This window comes from Pseudoxanthomonas sp. 68-E7, assembly GCF_057773145.1.
This window is the reverse complement of sequence record NZ_JBYMTI010000001.1, coordinates 296,273-312,842: the sequence shown is the minus strand read 5'-3', so window position 1 is coordinate 312,842 and position 16,570 is coordinate 296,273. Positions and strand designations below refer to the sequence as shown.

Annotated in this window: 19 protein-coding genes; 5 read left to right on the top strand and 14 right to left on the bottom strand. The window is 68.6% G+C overall.

What is annotated here, in order from left to right; all coding sequences use genetic code 11:
• The first annotated feature begins 12 nt into the window (after nucleotides 1-12).
• Nucleotides 13-1,857 (top strand): ABC transporter ATP-binding protein, encoded by a 1,845-nt coding sequence (locus AC3DE2_RS01520; RefSeq protein WP_295376466.1) that lies wholly within the window; start codon nucleotides 13-15, stop codon nucleotides 1,855-1,857.
• A 441-nt stretch (nucleotides 1,858-2,298) separates the two neighbouring features.
• On the opposite strand, the gene AC3DE2_RS01515 is transcribed toward AC3DE2_RS01520, so the two are convergent.
• The 8 genes from AC3DE2_RS01515 to AC3DE2_RS01480 form a co-directional block, all read right to left on the bottom strand.
• Nucleotides 2,299-2,505 carry a hypothetical protein gene (locus AC3DE2_RS01515; protein ID WP_488424773.1) on the bottom strand — a complete coding sequence of 69 codons (207 nt, stop codon included), beginning with the start codon at nucleotides 2,503-2,505 and terminating at the stop codon, nucleotides 2,299-2,301.
• 44 nt (nucleotides 2,506-2,549) lie between these two features.
• Entirely contained in the window at nucleotides 2,550-2,735 is a 186-nt protein-coding gene (locus AC3DE2_RS01510; protein ID WP_488424771.1) for a hypothetical protein, read from the bottom strand.
• A gap of 71 nt (nucleotides 2,736-2,806) precedes the next feature.
• Complete coding sequence (locus AC3DE2_RS01505; protein ID WP_488424769.1) at nucleotides 2,807-4,111, bottom strand: PQQ-dependent sugar dehydrogenase; 1,305 nt, start codon at nucleotides 4,109-4,111, stop codon at nucleotides 2,807-2,809.
• Nucleotides 4,112-4,178: 67 nt separating this feature from the next.
• Nucleotides 4,179-4,373 carry a CPXCG motif-containing cysteine-rich protein gene (locus tag AC3DE2_RS01500; protein WP_295376462.1) on the bottom strand — a complete coding sequence of 65 codons (195 nt, stop codon included), beginning with the start codon at nucleotides 4,371-4,373 and terminating at the stop codon, nucleotides 4,179-4,181.
• Between the two features lie 14 nt (nucleotides 4,374-4,387).
• A complete protein-coding gene (locus AC3DE2_RS01495) occupies nucleotides 4,388-4,675 on the bottom strand; it encodes a DUF3247 family protein (protein WP_295376460.1) in 288 nt (95 codons plus the stop codon).
• A 72-nt stretch (nucleotides 4,676-4,747) separates the two neighbouring features.
• Nucleotides 4,748-5,425 (bottom strand): type 1 glutamine amidotransferase domain-containing protein, encoded by a 678-nt coding sequence (locus tag AC3DE2_RS01490; RefSeq protein WP_295376457.1) that lies wholly within the window; start codon nucleotides 5,423-5,425, stop codon nucleotides 4,748-4,750.
• A gap of 103 nt (nucleotides 5,426-5,528) precedes the next feature.
• Nucleotides 5,529-6,431, bottom strand: coding sequence for a phosphogluconate dehydrogenase (NAD(+)-dependent, decarboxylating) (gene gnd / locus AC3DE2_RS01485; RefSeq protein ID WP_488424767.1), 903 nt, complete (start codon nucleotides 6,429-6,431; stop codon nucleotides 5,529-5,531).
• Nucleotides 6,432-6,475: 44 nt separating this feature from the next.
• On the bottom strand, nucleotides 6,476-7,183 hold the full coding sequence (locus AC3DE2_RS01480) for an alpha/beta fold hydrolase (RefSeq protein WP_488424765.1): 708 nt from the start codon (nucleotides 7,181-7,183) through the stop codon (nucleotides 6,476-6,478).
• Nucleotides 7,184-7,290: 107 nt separating this feature from the next.
• Between AC3DE2_RS01480 and AC3DE2_RS01475 the strand changes: the two genes are divergently transcribed.
• Entirely contained in the window at nucleotides 7,291-8,184 is an 894-nt protein-coding gene (locus tag AC3DE2_RS01475) for a TIGR01777 family oxidoreductase (RefSeq protein WP_488424764.1), read from the top strand.
• Between the two features lie 49 nt (nucleotides 8,185-8,233).
• Here the strand turns inward: AC3DE2_RS01475 and AC3DE2_RS01470 are convergent, their stop codons facing one another.
• The 5 genes from AC3DE2_RS01470 to AC3DE2_RS01450 all read right to left on the bottom strand — a co-directional run bounded on the left by AC3DE2_RS01470 (nucleotide 8,234) and on the right by AC3DE2_RS01450 (nucleotide 13,755).
• Nucleotides 8,234-10,435 (bottom strand): TonB-dependent receptor, encoded by a 2,202-nt coding sequence (locus AC3DE2_RS01470; RefSeq protein ID WP_488424762.1) that lies wholly within the window; start codon nucleotides 10,433-10,435, stop codon nucleotides 8,234-8,236.
• Between the two features lie 58 nt (nucleotides 10,436-10,493).
• Nucleotides 10,494-10,868, bottom strand: coding sequence for a DUF2946 family protein (locus AC3DE2_RS01465; protein ID WP_295376445.1), 375 nt, complete (start codon nucleotides 10,866-10,868; stop codon nucleotides 10,494-10,496).
• Nucleotides 10,869-10,900: 32 nt separating this feature from the next.
• A complete protein-coding gene (locus AC3DE2_RS01460) occupies nucleotides 10,901-12,307 on the bottom strand; it encodes a hypothetical protein (protein WP_488424760.1) in 1,407 nt (468 codons plus the stop codon).
• Between the two features lie 60 nt (nucleotides 12,308-12,367).
• Complete coding sequence (locus AC3DE2_RS01455; protein WP_295376442.1) at nucleotides 12,368-12,766, bottom strand: DUF2946 family protein; 399 nt, start codon at nucleotides 12,764-12,766, stop codon at nucleotides 12,368-12,370.
• 113 nt (nucleotides 12,767-12,879) lie between these two features.
• Entirely contained in the window at nucleotides 12,880-13,755 is an 876-nt protein-coding gene (locus tag AC3DE2_RS01450) for a CPBP family intramembrane glutamic endopeptidase (protein ID WP_295376440.1), read from the bottom strand.
• A 61-nt stretch (nucleotides 13,756-13,816) separates the two neighbouring features.
• Between AC3DE2_RS01450 and AC3DE2_RS01445 the strand changes: the two genes are divergently transcribed.
• Nucleotides 13,817-14,230: an MmcQ/YjbR family DNA-binding protein gene (locus tag AC3DE2_RS01445; RefSeq protein ID WP_295376436.1), complete on the top strand. Its 414-nt coding sequence runs from the start codon at nucleotides 13,817-13,819 to the stop codon at nucleotides 14,228-14,230.
• Here AC3DE2_RS01445 and AC3DE2_RS01440 read toward each other — a convergent pair.
• Nucleotides 14,209-14,724 (bottom strand): DUF1993 domain-containing protein, encoded by a 516-nt coding sequence (locus tag AC3DE2_RS01440; protein WP_488424757.1) that lies wholly within the window; start codon nucleotides 14,722-14,724, stop codon nucleotides 14,209-14,211. The genes AC3DE2_RS01445 and AC3DE2_RS01440 overlap by 22 nt on opposite strands.
• A 344-nt stretch (nucleotides 14,725-15,068) precedes the next feature.
• On the opposite strand from AC3DE2_RS01440, the gene AC3DE2_RS01435 reads away from it, so the two are divergent.
• Together AC3DE2_RS01435 and AC3DE2_RS01430 are read left to right on the top strand one after the other, a co-directional pair.
• Nucleotides 15,069-15,611 (top strand): porin, encoded by a 543-nt coding sequence (locus tag AC3DE2_RS01435; RefSeq protein ID WP_488424755.1) that lies wholly within the window; start codon nucleotides 15,069-15,071, stop codon nucleotides 15,609-15,611.
• A 101-nt stretch (nucleotides 15,612-15,712) separates the two neighbouring features.
• Nucleotides 15,713-16,231 (top strand): adenine phosphoribosyltransferase, encoded by a 519-nt coding sequence (locus AC3DE2_RS01430; RefSeq protein ID WP_488424753.1) that lies wholly within the window; start codon nucleotides 15,713-15,715, stop codon nucleotides 16,229-16,231.
• Nucleotides 16,232-16,570 lie beyond the last annotated feature (339 nt).

Genomic DNA, 16,570 nt, shown 5'->3' with positions numbered 1-16,570 from the left:
AAGACCCGACCCATGTTCCGATTCTTCGAAAAGCGGATTGATCCCTACCCCGCCGGCGAGCCCGCCACGCCGCCGCGCAAGCTGTTCGCATTCCTGCTGCACTACTCGCGGCCGCTGTTGCCGTGGCTGCTGCTGATGTCGGTGCTGACCGGCACCATCTCGGCGCTTGAAATCCTGTTCTTCGATTTCATGGGCGATCTGGTCGACTGGCTCGGCAGCGCCGACCGCGCGACCTTCCTGGCCACCCACGGCTCCACCCTGCTGTGGATGGGCGCGCTGGTGGTGGTGGCGTACCCGCTGCTGGTGCTGGTGCAATCGCTGGTCATCCACCAGACCATCTTCGGCAACTATCCGATGATCGCCCGCTGGCTGTCGCACCGCTACCTGCTGCGGCAGAGCGTGTCGTTCTTCCAGGATGAGTTCGCCGGCCGCATCTCGCAGAAGGTCATGCAGACCGCGCTGGCGATCCGCGAGACGGTGATGAAGCTGATGGACGTGTTCGTCTACGTCCTCGTCTACTTCGTCGGCACGGTGATCCTGGTCGGGCGCGCGGACCTGCGCCTGATCCTGCCCCTGGCGCTGTGGCTGGTCGGCTACCTGGTCATCCTGTTCTGGTTCGTCCCGCGCCTGCAGCGGGTATCGATGGCCCAGTCCGACGCCCGCGCGCAGATGACCGGCCGGATCGTCGACAGCTACACCAACATCCAGACCATCAAGCTGTTCGCCCACACCATGCGCGAACAGGACTATGCGCGCGACGCGATGGACGAGTTCATGGTTACCGTGCACCGGCAGATGCGCCTGGTCACCCAGCTGACCGTCAGCCTGCACAGCATCAACGCGCTGTTGCTGGCCGGCGTCGGCGGCCTGGCGGTGATGGCCTGGCTTCAGGGGTCGATTTCGCTGGGCGCGATCGCGGTCGCCATCGCGCTGGTGATGCGCATCCGCTCGATGTCGGACTGGATCCTGTGGGAGGTCGCCAGCCTGTTCGAGAACATCGGCACGGTCGAGGACGGCATGAACACGATCGCCCAGCCGCTGGCGATCACCGATGGCGACGGCGCGCGCGATCTGGAAGTCAGCCGCGGCGAAATCCGTTTCGAGCACCTGCAGTTCCACTACGGCCGCCAGTCCAAGGTCATCGAGGATCTGTCGCTGGTCATCCGTCCCGGCGAGAAGGTCGGCATCGTCGGTCGCTCGGGCGCCGGCAAGTCGACCCTGGTCAACCTGCTGCTGCGCTTCTACGACCTGGAAGGCGGGCGGATCCTGGTCGATGGCCAGGACATTGCCGGCGTCCGGCAGGAGTCGCTGCGCCGCAATGTCGGCATGGTCACCCAGGACACTTCCCTGCTGCACCGCTCCATCCGCGACAACATCCGCTATGGCCGGCCCGACGCGAGCGAGGCGCAGATCGTCGAAGCCTCGCGGCGCGCGCATGCCGACGAATTCATCCGCACCCTGACCGATGCCAAGGGCCGCAGCGGCTATGACACCCACGTCGGCGAGCGCGGGGTGAAGCTGTCCGGCGGCCAGCGCCAGCGCGTGGCGATCGCGCGCGTGCTGCTGAAGGACGCGCCGATCCTGGTGCTGGACGAGGCCACGTCGGCGCTGGACTCGGAGGTCGAGGCCGCCATCCAGGAACAACTGTACGCGCTGATGGAAGGCAAGACCGTCATCGCGATCGCCCATCGCCTGTCCACCATCGCCGTGCTGGACCGGCTGGTGGTGATGGATCAGGGCCGCATCATCGAAACCGGCAGCCACGACGAGTTGCTGCAGCGCGACGGTCTGTATGCGGCGCTGTGGCGCCGGCAATCCGGCGGCTTCATCGGGCTGGATGTGGCCGAGGTGGATTGAGGGCCAGGATTCGGGATTCGGGATTCGGCGAATGCTGCTTCTGCCTCCCCCTTTGCAGCGCTTTTCAACACCGAATGGCTGGTCAAAGGGGGACTGAGGGGGATTTGCTTTTCGCGCCAGGAGCAAATCCCCCGTCATCTGCTACGCAGATGCCCGCCCCCTTTTGCAAAGGAGGCTGTTTCGTACATCGGCTTTTGCCTCCCCCTTTGCAAAAGGGGACTGAGGGGAATTTGCTTTTCGCGCCAGGAGCAAATCCCCCGTCATCTGCTACGCAGATGCCCGCCCCCTTCTGCAAAGGGGGCTGTTTCGTACATCGGCTTTTACCGCCACCTTTACAAAAGGGGGCTGCTTCGTATATTGGCTTTTACCTCCCCCTTGACCAGCCATTCGGCTGTTGAAAGCGCAAAAGGGGGATTGAGGGGGATTCGCTCCTGTTCTTCCCTACACCAGCCAGCCCCGCACCACGCACTTCTGCGCGTAGCGCCAGAACAGCAGCGCGATGAGGATCAGCACCACCGGCATCACCAGTCCCGCGGGGCCGTAGGCGTCCCAGGCCGGCGTGACCAGGTAGGCGCCGATCATCTGCACCAGCAGTGCCAGCAAGGAGACGAAGAACATCGTCACCGCCCAGCGCTTTCCCATCAGCATGCCCAATGCACCGAGCACGCCACCGAACACGGCGATCGCGAACGCTACGTTGAGCCAGGCCGGTGTGGCTCGTAGACCTGCCGTTGCGCCTCGGTCATCCGCGCCAAGGCCTCGGCGCCCATGTTGACCTGCATCCAGAACATCGCCACGCCGAGCAGATTCCAGACCAGCGCGATGATGGCCACCAGCCAGAATCCCTTGGAACGCGGAATCTCCATGGTGCCGTTCATATGCCCTCCCCTCCCCAGGATGTGGGACGACGGGAGCATACGCCCGGCGGACTGTCATTGCGCTTACATCCTCAGCGTGGCGCGACCCGCCAGACGACGTTGCCCACGTCGTCCGCCACCAGCAGTGCGCCCGTGCGATCGAATGCCACGCCGACCGGTCGTCCGCGCGCGTTGCCATCGGCGTCGAGGAAGCCGCTCAACAAATCAATCGGCGAGCCCGCCGGCTGGCCGTGCGCGAACGGCACGAACACCACCTTGTAGCCGGAAGGTTCGGAACGATTCCAGGAACCGTGCAGGCCGATGAAGGCGCCTTCGCGGAAGCGCTCCGGCAGTGCGTCGCCCCGCGCGAACGCAAGACCGAGCGCGGCGACATGCGCGCCAAGCGCGTAATCCGGCGCGATCGCCCGCGCCACCCGCGCCGGTTCCTGTGGCTTCACCCGCGCATCCACGTGCGCGCCGTAGTAACTGTAGGGCCAACCGTAGAACGCGCCTTCGCGGACGCGGGTCAGGTAGTCCGGCACCAGTTGATCGCCGATTTCGTCGCGCTCGTTCACCACCACCCACAACGCGCCGGTGCCGGGTTCAAAGGCCAGTCCGACCGGATTGCGCAGGCCGGACGCGTACATCCGCCGCTGTCCGCTGGCGATATCGATCGCCAGCACCGCGGCGCGATCGGTTTCATTCGCCATGCCGTTCTCGCCGACGTTGCTGTTGGAGCCCACGCCCACGTACAGCGTCCGTCCATCGGCGCTGGCGACCAGGCTCTTGGTCCAATGGTGATTGATGGGGCCGCCGGGCAGATCCGTCACCTTCACCGGCCTGGCGTCGATGCGGGTCTGTCCCGTGCGGTACGGGACGCGCACCACCGCATCGGCATTGGCGACGTAGAGCTGGTCGCCGACCAGCGCCATGCCGAACGGCGAGAACAGATCCGAAAGCAGTACGTGCCGGGTTTCGGCGATGCCATCGCCATCGGCATCGCGCAGCAGGGTGATGCGGTTGGCACTGGGCACGCCGGCGCCGGCCTTGGCCATCGTCCGCTTCATGAACCAGTTGCGCAGTCCGCCCTTTTCGCCGGGCTTGGGTGGTGCATTGGTCTCCGCCACCAGCACGTCGCCGTTGGGCAGCACGTACAGCCAGCGTGGATGATCCAGGCCACGGGCGAATGCCTGCACGGCCAGTCCCTCGGCCGCGGCTGGCGTCGCGCCTTCCGGCCAACCGACCGCCGGCGCGATGTTCACCGTCGGAAGCCAGCGCTTCTGCGGCGCCGGCAAGCGCGGGTTCGGTCCGATTTCGCTCGTCTGCTGCGCGGCGCCGGGCGTGCATGCCGTGGCCAGCAGCAACAGGGCTCCGCCCAGGATCTTCCGGATGCACATGGCCGCGCTCCTCGGAAAAGACGCCGCATACTGGATCGCCGCGGGCGAACGCCGCGTCAAGGCCGGCTCAGGTATCGTCCTGGCGCCGCACCGCCACCGCCGGCACGCCGTCCTCGTCGATGCCGACGCGAATCTCGATTGGCCGGCAGCACACCTGGCAGTCCTCGATGTAATCCTGCTCGCCCGCCGATTCGTCGACGAACAGCGTGATCAGCTCGCCGCAGTAGGGACAGGCGATGTCGGTGGATGGAAGTTGCGGCATGCGGGCGAACCGGCTCAGGCCGAACCGATCTGGACGATCTCGCGGATCCGGTCCATCCACAGGTAGTGCGCGTGCGCGGGATCGCGCTGGTCGTCCAGCCGCACCACCGCGTTGAAACCTTCCATGCCGTCGGCGTCGCGGAATACCTGCACGCTCGGGCGCGTGGAAATGGTGCCGGTCAGCGTGCCGCCATCGACCAGGCGCAGTTCCACCACCGCTTCGTCCGGCAGCGCCTGCACCATCGCCTCGAGCCGGTCGATGTCGGCCTGCCGCGTGTACAACGTCTGCGGTACTTCAATCATGGCCGTCGCTCCAGGGAGGGACGGCCCCACTCTAGCGCCGGGGCGATAAGCAGCCGTGAAGGTCGCCGGAATTCATTCGATCAGTTCGAGCAGCGCGCGCGCGGCCGGTTCGGAGGATGCGGGATTCTGGCCGGTGACCAGCTTGCCATCCACGACCACGTGCGGCTGGAACAGCGGGCCGGCCTCGAACTTCGCACCCTTGGCCTTCAGTTCGTCCTCCAGCAGGAACGGCACCACGTTGGTGAGTTCCACCGCCGCTTCCTCGGCATTGGTGAACCCGGTGAGCCGCTTGTCCTTGACCAGTGGCTGGCTGAGCGTGCCCTGCGCATGCCGCAGCACCGCCGGCCCGTGGCACACCGCGGCGATCGGCCGGCCGGCGGCGAAATGGTTTTCGATCAGGCGGATTGAATCCGCATCCTCGGCCAGGTCCCACAATGGTCCGTGTCCGCCGGGATAGAACACCGCGTCCACGTCCTCGTCCAGCACCTCGGCCAGTGGGCGCGTCAGCGCCAGCTCGGCGATGGCGGTGGTGTCGTTGTTGAAGCGCACCGTCGCCGGGGTTTGCGCGTCGGCGGCATCGCTCTTCGGATCCAGCGGCGGCTGGCCGCCGCGCGGCGAGGCCAGCACGACGTCCGCGCCGGCGTCCTTGAACACGTAGTACGGCGCGGCGAACTCCTCCAGCCAGAAACCGGTCTTCTTGCCGGTTTCGCCCAACTGGTCGTGCGAGGTCAACACCATCAGGATCTTCATGATCCGGGCTCCTTCGGGGGAAAACGCGACGCTAGCAGCGCGGACGCTAAGCGCGGGTCATGGCGATGTGGCGGCGGCGTTACCGGCCCGCCGCCACGCGCGCTCAGCCCTGCTTGATGCGGTGGCCGCCGAACTCGTTGCGCATCGCCGCCAGCAGCTTGTCGGCGAACGAATCGTCCTCGCGCGAACGCAGGCGTTCCAGCAGCGACATCGTGATCACCGGCGCGGACACGTCCAGATCGATCGCCTCGGCGACCGTCCAGCGACCTTCGCCCGAATCCTCGACGTAGGGCGCGATGCCGGCCAGGGTCGGATTCTTCTTCAGCGCATCGGAGGTCAGGTCCAGCAACCAGGACCGCACCACGCTGCCGTGACGCCAGATCTCGGCGACCTGCTGCAGATCGATGTGGAAGGCTTCCTTGCGTTCCAGGATGGCGAAGCCTTCGGCGAAGGCCTGCATCATTCCGTACTCGATGCCGTTGTGGATCATCTTGGTGAAATGGCCGGCGCCGGACGGACCGACATGGCCCCAGCCGCGATCGGCCGCCGGCGCGAGCGTCTCGAACACCGGCCGCAGCGCTTCCACCGCCGCGGCGTCGCCGCCGATCATCAGGCTGTAGCCCTCGGCCAGGCCCCAGACGCCGCCGCTGGTGCCGCTGTCCACGTAGTGCACGCCAGCTTCGGCCAGGCGTGCGCCGCGGCGCATGGTTTCCTTGTAGTTGGAGTTGCCGCCGTCGATGACGGTATCGCCGGACGACAGCATCGGCAGCAGCGCGTCCAGGGTCTCGTCGACCACGCCGGCCGGCACCATCACCCAGACGATGCGCGGCGACGGCAGCGCGGCCACCGCCGCCTGCAGCGAATCGGCAATGGCGATGCCGCGCTCGGCCGCCTGCTGGCGCGCCGGTTCGCCGGGATCATAGCCGTGCACGCGGTGTCCGCCGCGGGTCAGGCGTTCGGCCATGTTGGCGCCCATGCGGCCCAAGCCGATCATTGCCAGTTCCATAAATGCTCCTGTGTTTCGTGTGTGAAGGGTGATGGGAGTGCGGCTCAGGCGGTCAGCCAGGCACGCAGCAGCGCGGTGGTTTCCTGCGGCTTCTCCATCGGGGGAAGGTGGCCGCAATCGGTGAATACATGCAGTCGTGCGCCGGGAATGCCGGCGTGGAGGATCCGCGATTCCTCCGGCGCGGTCATGCGGTCGTCGTCGCCCACGCCGATCACGGTCGGCATCGCCAACGCGGGCAGCAGCGGTTGCGAGTCGGGGCGATCCAGGATGGCGTGCTGCTGGCGCAGGAAGGCATCGCGCCCGACCCGTTCGGCCATCGCCATCACTTCCTCGCCCACCGGGGTGTCGACCCGGCTGGCATGCACCAGTTGCGGCAGCAGCTTGCGGGTGACGCCGGCGAAACGGCCGCGCTCGGCCAGCGCCAGGCTGGCCCGGCGCACCGCCGCGCGCTGGGGCGGGTCGGCGCGCGCGCTGGTCGCCAGCAGGGCGAGCCGGGAGACCCGGCGCGGCGCCTGGCGCAGGATTTCGAAGGCGACGTAGCCGCCCATCGACAGTGCGCCCAGCGCGAAGCGTTCCGGCGCCTGCGCCAGCACGCGCGCGGCCATCGCGCCCACGCTGTCGTCCAGGGTCAGGTCCGGGACCGCGACCTCGGCGAGGTCGGCCAGGCCGACCACCTGGTCCCGCCACAGCCGGGCGTCGCACAGCAGGCCGGGGAGCAGCAACAGGGGAATGCGCGGTGGAGAAGCGGACATCCGCGAATTTTAGTCGTCCGGAGCGCGGAAGCCGAGCGCACGCTGCTTTCCACGGGCGGAACACGCGCCCCGGCGTAGTCTGGTGGACCCCGCCTCGCCCCACCCGAATGCGCATCCTGCTCACCGGCGGCACTGGTTTCATCGGCCGCACCCTGTGTACCCGCCTGCTGGCGGGCGGCCATCGCCTGACCGTCTGGTCGCGCCGGCCGGCCCTGGCCCGGCAGCGCCTGCCCGGGGTGGCGGTCATCGAGGACCTGGCCGAGGCGGGCGAAATCGAGGCGGTGGTCAACCTGGCCGGCGAACCCCTGGTGGGGCGGCGCTGGAACGTGCGCCAGAAGCAGCTCATCCGCGATTCGCGCCTGGGCACCACCGCCAAGCTGATCCGCTGGATGACGCCGCAGCTGCGGCGGCCGCACGTGCTGGTGTCCGGGTCGGCGATCGGCTACTACGGCCCGCACGACGACGTCCTGCTGGACGAATCGACCGTGCCCGGCGACGACTTCGCCGCCACCCTTTGCCGGGATTGGGAATACGCGGCCATGCAGGCCGAGGATCTGGGCCTGCGGGTGTGCCGCCTGCGCACCGGCATCGTGCTGGGCGCGGACGGTGGCGCGCTGGGGAAGATGCTGTCGCCATTCCGCTGGGGGCTGGGCGGGCCGATGGGCGACGGCCGCCAATGGATGAGCTGGATCCATCGCAAGGATCTGGTGTCCCTGATCGTGTGGCTGCTGGAACAGGAATCCGCCGGCGGCGCCTACAACGGCACCGCACCCGAACCGGTGCGCAACCGCGACTTCGCGCGCCGCCTGGGCCGGGTCCTGCATCGGCCCGCGCTGTTGCCGGTGCCTACCCCGCTGCTGCGGCTGGCGCTGGGCGAAGCCGCGCAACTGATGCTCACCGGCCAGCGCGTGATCCCCATGCATGCGCTGGTGGAAGGTTTCCGCTTCCGTTTCCCGGAACTGGAAGACGCGCTGCGCGACCTGCTGGCCCGCCCCGGTTGAACCGCGCGTCGCGGTTGTCCGCGAACGCGCGACTCACCCGGCCAGCCGTTCAGAACGACTGCTGCAGTACGACTTCCCAGCTGCGCGGATCACCCAGGTACACCATGCCGTCGTTCAACGCGTACACCACATGGGTGCGGTCGCCCAGGTTGCGGCCACGCAGGGTGAGCCGGGTGCGCGGCTGCCAGCGCCAGCTCAGGTGCGCGCCCCACAGCGCGTAGCCGGCGGTGGACAGCGTATTGGCCGCGTTGGCGTAGCGCGACGACACCCCGCGCAGATCGACGCCGGCCGACCAGCGATCATCGAAAGCGTAGTCCACCCACAGGTTGCCGACCCGCGCGGGCGTGTTGGCCGGACGATTGCCGGCGCGCGACACGGGCACGCCACCGGCGTTCTCGAAGAAATCATCGAGGCGGGCGTCCACCCAGGCCAGGTTGCCCTGCACTTCCAGGCCCTGCCAGGGCTGCCAGCCGAAACTCGCCTCCAGGCCCCGCGCCGACTGCCGGCCCACCGGCACGGTCTGGCCGGGATTGGCCGGATCGCTGATGGCCAGATTGCGGCGCACGATGCGGTACGCAGCCAATGTCGCGTAGTGGCGGCCGTCGCGCGATTGGAACTTGGCGCCCAGTTCGCCCTGGCGTCCGGTGGTGAGATCGAAATCGCGCAGGGTGCCGAAGTTGGCGGTGCTGAGGATGCCGGCCGGCGGATCGGCGGCGGTGCTGTACTGCGCGTACACGCTTGCCTGCGGACTGATCGCCCGGTTCAACGCCACGCGGCCGGTGGTGGGCGTGTACTCGCGTTCGAACCGGGCCGGATTGCTGGCGCTGGGGGTGCGGTGGTTGAGCACGTCCAGGCGGATCCGATCGCGGCGCAGTCCGGTCAGCAACGACAGGGCCGGGGTCAGCCTGGTCAGGTTTTCCAGGTACAGCGCCCGGGTGTGCAGGCGATTGGTGCGATCGGGACGATGGATCCGCGTCGCGCCGGGCACGTCGAGGAAATGGCCCGGCGTGATCGCGTCCAGCGGCACCGTGTCGATGGTCGCGGGCAGCGACAGCGGAAACCGCGTCTGGCGGTTGTAGCTGGCGTCCAGGCCCAGGTTCCATTGCGAAGGCAACCGGCCCAGCGTGCCGGCGTGCGTCCATTCCAGGCGATTGCCGTAGAGCTGTTGATCGTGCCGTTGCAGCAATGCGCCGGACCGGATAACGCCGCGGTTGGCCGCGTCCAGGCGATAGCTCTCGACGTTGCGATAGTCGCGCAGCGCGTCGTAGTGGTACAGCGTGTTGCGCACGGTGTCCGCCTCGCCCGGCGACCATTCCAGGATCGAGCGCGCCCACAGGATGTCCTGTCCGTAATAGCCATCGGCCACGTTGTAGTTGCGCCGCTCGGTGCCCGGCAGCACCGACAGGCGTCCCTGCGCGGGCTGGCGCACCGGCGTGCCCCAGTAGGGACGATCGTTGTCCTCGCGTTGGTGCTCCAGCGCCAGGGTATGCCGCAGCGCGGGCGTCCATTGCACCAGCCATGACGCCGCCGCGGTCGTCGCCTGTCGCCGCTGGCCATCGAACGCGCTGTCGGCGTCGCGGGTGCTGACATCCACCCGCAGCGCCTGCCGCGCCGCATCGCCACCCAGGCGCAGGTTGGCGCCCATCGCCAGGGTGCGATCGCGGAAGGATCCGATGCTGGCCTGCCAGCGCGCGTCGTCGTCGTGCAGCTGCGCCAGCCGGGTGACGTAGTTGATGCTGCCGCCGACCGCGCCCGCACCATGGAGAAAGCTCGACGGACCGCCGATCGCTTCCACCCGCTCGTATTGCCAGGCATCGACCGGACGCGCGGCGATCGAGGCGTACTGCACGTCGATGCCATTGAACAACTGGGTGATCTGGCTACCGGAAAAACCGCGCAGGGTGACCGCGTTGCCATTGCCCGGCGGCGAAGCCACGGTCAGGCCGGGAATCCCGGACAGCGCTTCCTGGGTCGTGCGCACGCCGCGCGCATCAAGGGCCTGGCGATCGATGACGGTGATCGCGGCGGGCGTTTCCATCACGCTCAAGGCCAGGCGGGTACCGGTGCCCGCCGGCGCGTCCAGCGCCGCGCGGCGGCCTTCGACGCGGATGGCGTCGAGCGTGGTGGCTTGCGGGGGAGGAACGGGTGAATCGGCCTCGGCGGCATGCGCGGAGGAAAGGACGACCAGGGCCGCGAACACGGCCAGGGACAGGCGCGACGCACGTGGCGTCCCGCAGCGGGAAATCGACATGGGAAAACTCCGGGGTCGACGCGTTCAGCGCCGGGGAAAGGGTTCGGTGAGGAGCGCGCTACACCGACGGCGGTCCCCGGCACCCCGGTCCCGCCGGCGGCGTGCCTTGTGCAGGCAACGGGGCTTCCGACTCGGGATTCGCTGTCGGCGGAAGCCATGGCAATGGCAGGCGGAATGCGTCCGGCGGCGGCGGCATCGTCGCGGCCAGCGGGCATTGCGGACAGGCATCGCCCTCGTCCGGCCAGCCGGACGCGGGCGCCGTTTCTCGCGCCTTCGCCGCGGCGATGTCCACCCAGGTCAATCCCGCCGGCGTACACAGTTCAGCCCAACCGGCCAGTGGCTCGCCGCCACGGCTGCCCAGCACGCGGCTGATCGAAGGGGCAAGCGCGATCAGCAGCGCGGCCAGCACCGCCAGCCGCGTCATGTACCGCATGCGTGGAAACGGGTGGCGCACGTCCGTCGGCGTCAGCGCACGGAAGCCCCGGTAAGCCGTGGCTTGCCGTCGTGAACATCGGTCCACACCAGCCAGGCCGCATCTCCGGCCCAGCGCAGGCGCGGCATGCCGCTGGCGCGACCGCGCGCGGCCAGCGTGGCGACATCGACGCGTCCGGCCTGGCGCCAGCGCAGATCGTAGGTGCCCAGCACGATGCGCTGTTCACCCGCGCCGGTTTCCTCCAGCCAGGTCGCCAGCAGGCGATCACCGGTGAAGGCCATGCCCAGCCGGCCGAGCACCTGGCCGCCGCGCGCGAGCGTGACCGGCGCATCGAAGCGGTCGCCCGCGTCGGCCGAATGGGCGGCACGCAGTTCCGGCACGCCGCCGGCTTCGGTGTACCACGCCACCCACACGTCGTCGCCGTGCGCGGCCACCACCGGACCGTTCACCGGACAGGCCGGCATGTGCCAGCCATCGGCGTGCACATCGCGTGGCGCGGTCCACGCCTTGCCGTCGAAACGGACGATGCGGGTGTCGCGGATCTCGCCCGCGCCGCGCCCGCGGTAAACGACCACTACGCCGCGGCGGGTGATCGCCGAGGACGTGGTGCAGCAGTCGCAGGTCGACGCATCCAGCGGCCACTCGGCCTGCTGCCGTGCCTGCGCACCATACAGCGCGGCACGCAGCATCATCGCGCCACCGCCATGGTGACCGTCGTGGTGGCTGTCGTCGCGCGCCGTGGCCGATACCGGCGCCGCCGCCTTCTGCCGGCTGTCCAGCCAGGCGATGCCGAGTTGATCCTCGGCCTGTGCCCAGAAGGTCACGAAACCATGGTCGCCACGGGTGCCGGCCGGATGCACCAGTCGCGGCGGCGTCCAGTTGCGGCCACCATCGCCGGAGCGCACCAGATCGATGCCGTAATCCATCCGCGACGGCCCCGTGCTGCGCAGCCAGTGCGCCCACAGCGAACCGTCCGGCAGCGCCTGCACGTGCGGGGTATCGGCCCAGTTGAGGAACCAGTCCGTTCCCTGCGCGACGGTGATGGGCGCCTGCCAGCCTTCCCGCTCCGCCCACGCCAGCTGCAGACGGTGTCCGCCTCCCGCCACCGGTTCCACCCAGCTCAGCAGGCGCCGCCCATCCGGAGCGACGATCAGATCCGGCTGCGCCGCGCCCGTCGGCGCCGGCAGGGGCCATTCGCGCACCTGGGTCAGTGCGGGCGGCAGCGCGGCTGCCGGTTGCGCCGGCGGCGCGGTCTCCTGTCCGCCACAGGCCACCAGCAGGCCCGACAGGCACAGCACACTCCAACGCCCGCGTGGCCGCAAGCGGATCACCGCGTTGATGCTCGCACCTGCACGATCGAACGAAGCAAGCCGGCCGCGAAGGCCCGGACGGACGACAAACCGCGATGCGATCCGGCGCATCGATACTCGGATGGACATGGCATTCTCCAAAACACGGGCGCGGCCCTGCGGCCGCGGGAACAACTCGGTTCTCGTGGTTCAGAAGATCGGCGGCGGCCCCTGCCCGCCTAGTCCGCGCGGCCGGATCGATGCGCGCAGGATCGGTTCGCGCCAGTGGGGGCGAATCCAGGGCCGGGGCAGCAACGGCAACAGCAACGCGAGTGCCAGCGATACCCACGGCAATGCGGTCGCCAGCGGGCAATAGGCGCAGTCTCCGTCCGCGCCGGCAGGCGTGGACATGGGCGCGTCGTCACCGGCGATGCCGGCCGCGTCCACCCACGTCAGGCCGCTCGTCGTGCACAGTTCTATCCAGCCGGCCATCCTCCCGGACGCGCCGGCGCCGAGCACCCGGCTCACCGCCGGCGCGAGCGCCAGCAACAGGATGGCGCAGAGCGCCAGCCGGGCCAGGGAACGGAAAAGGGCGGGATGCCGGATCACGACGCGATTCTAGTCGCCGGCGCGGCATGATGCGCGCACTGCGCGCCCCGCAAGTGGCTGATCCGGCAACCGTGCGACGAAATGTCGCAGGTCCGCATCACCTGCCGTGTCGCTCAGGAGGGCGCGTCCGCCGACGCCACCTGCATGGCCGCCTGGCGCGCACGGTGCCGCCAGCACCACAGGGCCATCAGCACGCTGGTGATCGCCAGCATGAAACCGAATTCGTCGACCGCGTACACGGTGATGGGTCCGGTCTCGACCGTCAGCAGGGTGAACACCAGGCTGATCACCGCATTGTGGCTGCCATGCAGGAACACGGCGGTCCAGACGCTGCCGGTGGTTTCGCGCAACCAGGCGTACACGTAGCTCAGGCCGGTCACCATGATCGTGAAGCACGCCATCGCGAAAGGCTTGGGCGGATCGCCGGGGAAGTTCAACCAGAACAGCACCGGGTAATGCCACACCGCCCAGATCAATCCGGTGAACAGCACGCCGGCACCGAAGCCGAACCGGCGCACCAGACGCGGGCCCAGGAAACCGCGCCAGCCGATCTCCTCGCCCAGTGCCATCACGGCGTTGAGGACGAAGCTCATGCTCAGCTGCAACGCCAGCATCATCGCGATGATCGCGCCGTCCGGCGCTTCCGGCAGGCCGATCACCCGCCGCGCGTAGGGCAGGTAGATCTCGGTGGAGAACTTGCCCATGCCGGTGATCCAGATGATCCCGTAGGCAAACAGGCCATAGCCGATGGGCAGCAGGTAGCTGAGCCAGGCGGCGCGTCCGCCGGGCCAGCGCCAGCCCAGGGTGGCCAGCGGTATCCGCGCCAGCAGGCAGGTGAGCAGTGCCGCCAGCGCCGGCCCCCACATCAGGCCGGTGACGTACAGGCGCCGCCCTTCCGCGTTGGCGAAGGACAGGTTGAGCAACAGGTAGAAGGGAAGGCAGAAAACGAACGTCAACAGCAGGAACAACACCACGGGATGACGACGCATCATGACGACGACTCGAGGGGCCCCGGTGGCATCATGCCAGCTTGTCCCCCGAACCGCAGCCATGGACGCCACCCAGACCCGCGACTTCTGCGCCACCCTCCCCGGCGTGACCGCCACCGAGTGGGGCGAACCGGCCAACCTGCTGGCGTACTTCGTCGGCGGCAAGCGCTTCGCCCACTTCAAGACCAGCGATCCGGAGCGCTGGCGCTTCAGCTTCAAGGTGGCGCCGGAACGCTTCCTCGAACTGACCGACCAACCCGGTTTCAAGCCGGCGCGCTGGCTGGGCCGCTACCGCTGGGTGACCGTGGTGGACGTGCGCACCGTGCCGGACGAGGAACTGCAGTCGCTGATCCGCTGGTCGTACCGCGCGGCCCTGGCCACCCTCAGCCGAACACGGCAGGCACGGATCACCGGCGAAGCGCCGGTGGCGGCGCCTCCCGGTCGCCGGAAGCGTCAGCCTTCGCCGACGAGGTAGTCCATCTTGCCCAGCGGCACGCCGTTGTGGCGCAGGATGGCGTAGGCGATGCCGACATGGAACAGCAGGTTGGGCAGCACGAAACCCAGCAGGTAGTCGCGACCGCTGAAGTGCTGGTCGCCAGTGCGGCGCGGCAGCACCACGTCCTTGCCCTCGCTGCCGTCGATCTGCGCCGCGCTGAAGCCGCCGAGGAATTCCAGCGCGCGGTCCAGCCGCGCCTGCAATTCCTCGAAGGTGGTTTCGTTGTCCTCGAAACGCGGTGAATCCACGCCGGCCAGGCGCGCCGGGGCGAACTTGGCGGTATCGGTGGCGATCTGCACCTGGCGCATCAGTGGCAGCATGTCCGGATACAACCGCGACTGCAGCAGTACCGCCGGGTCGTAGCCCTGCGCCAGCGCATGCGCGTGGCCCTTGGCGAGGATGTGCTTGAAGTTGCGCAGGGCGCGGATCAGGACGGGCACGGAGGCCTGGTACATCGACAGCGGCTCGCTCATGGCGGTGGCTCGGGACAGGGAAGCGCGCAGCTTAGACAAGTCCGATTCGGGTGATTAGTCCGTCCCGGCGGGAGAGTCCATCCCGAATCGCGTGCTGCGCCCGCGAGCGGAGCGCACTCGGATAGCCCGGGCGCGCGTTGCGCGAAAACCATTGGAAAAGTCCAGTGCTGGCACACCAATCCCTCGTTCCATCGGCGGGAAACTGCATCGCCCGCGCGGCCGTTTGTTCCCGCGTTCGCGTACCTATCTCTGCTTCGCACGACGGCTGCCCAAGCATTCCGCCAGGACCCGTCGCCCACGCATCGCAGCTCCCTCTCCCGCGCGATGCATGCAGGAGTTCCCCCATGAAGAACAACAACAAGCTGTCCGGTGCCCTCCTCTCCGCCGTGCTGCTGGGCGGTATCGCCTTCGGCGCGCAGGCCGCCGAGCCCAAGGGCTTCTATGCCGGCGTCGGCGCCGGCCAGTCCAGCGTGGACGAGCAGCGCTACGACGACGAGGACACCGCGTTCTCGGTGTTCGGCGGTTACCAGTTCAACGGCTGGTTCGGCCTGGAAGCCGGCTATTCGGATCTCGGCAAGCTCGAACCGCGCGGCCACCTGGGCCGCCCGCTGGAGGCCAGCAGCGTGTCGCTGACCGCGGTCGCCACCGTGCCCTTCACCGACAGGTTCTCCGGCTATGCCAAGGCCGGCGTGCAGCGCTGGGATCTGGATCGCGCCCTGCCGGAAGTGACCCGCACCCGCGACGACAGCGGCACCGACGCCACCTACGGCGTGGGCCTGCAGTACCGCTTCACCGACAAGGTGGCGCTGCGCGGCGAGTACAGCCGCTTCGAGATCGAGGACGCCGACGTGGATCTGGCGCAGTTGCAGGTCCGCTACGACTTCTGATCACCGCTGCTTCTCCGTGGAAAACCGCTGGTCCGTCCGGCGGTTTTCTTTTGCGCGCCTCGACGCGCTAGCATCGCGGTCCCCGCCCGACGAGTCCGCCGATGTCCCACTGGTCCGAACTGATCCGCGATGTCCCCGATTTCCCCAAGCCCGGCATCGTGTTCAAGGACATCACGCCGGTGCTGGCCAATGCCGACGGCTTCGCCGACGCGATGGCCGAACTGGCCGAACCCTGGCGGGGTGTCGCGCTGGACGCGGTAATCGGCATCGAATCACGCGGCTTCATCCTCGGTGCGGCGCTGGCGCGCGAACTGGACGTGGGCTTCGTGCCGGTGCGCAAGCCGGGCAAGCTGCCGGCACGCACGCTGACCCTGGACTACGCGCTGGAATACGGCAGCGATCGCCTGGAAATCCACGCCGACGCCCTGCCGCCAGGCGCACGCGTGCTGGTCATCGACGACGTCCTCGCCACCGGCGGCACCTTGCGCGCGGCGGTGGCGCTGGCGCGCCGGCAGGGCGCGCAGGTGATCGGCGCGGCGGTGCTGGTGGAACTGGCGTTCCTGGGCGCGCGCGAACGCTGGGACGATCCGGTGCCGCTGGTGGCGACGCTGGCGTTCTGATCCCGCCGTCCTCCTCGGCTCCATCGCCCACATCGTTCTTCGTCGCCGAAGGTTCGATTGCCGTCATTCCAGCGCATGCTGGAATCCATTGGGCTTCTTCCCCGATACACCACGCAAACGACCACTTGGGTCCCAGCCTTCGCTGGGACGACGGGTTCCCGTCCCACCGACAACTTCCCCATTCCCCTCCCGTCATTCCAGCGCACGCTGGAATCCAATGGGCTTCTCCCGGATACACCACGCAAACGACCACTTGGGTCCCAGCCTTCGCTGGGACGACGGGTTCCCGTCCCACCGACAACTTCCCCATTCCCCTCCCGTCATTCCAGCGCACGCTGG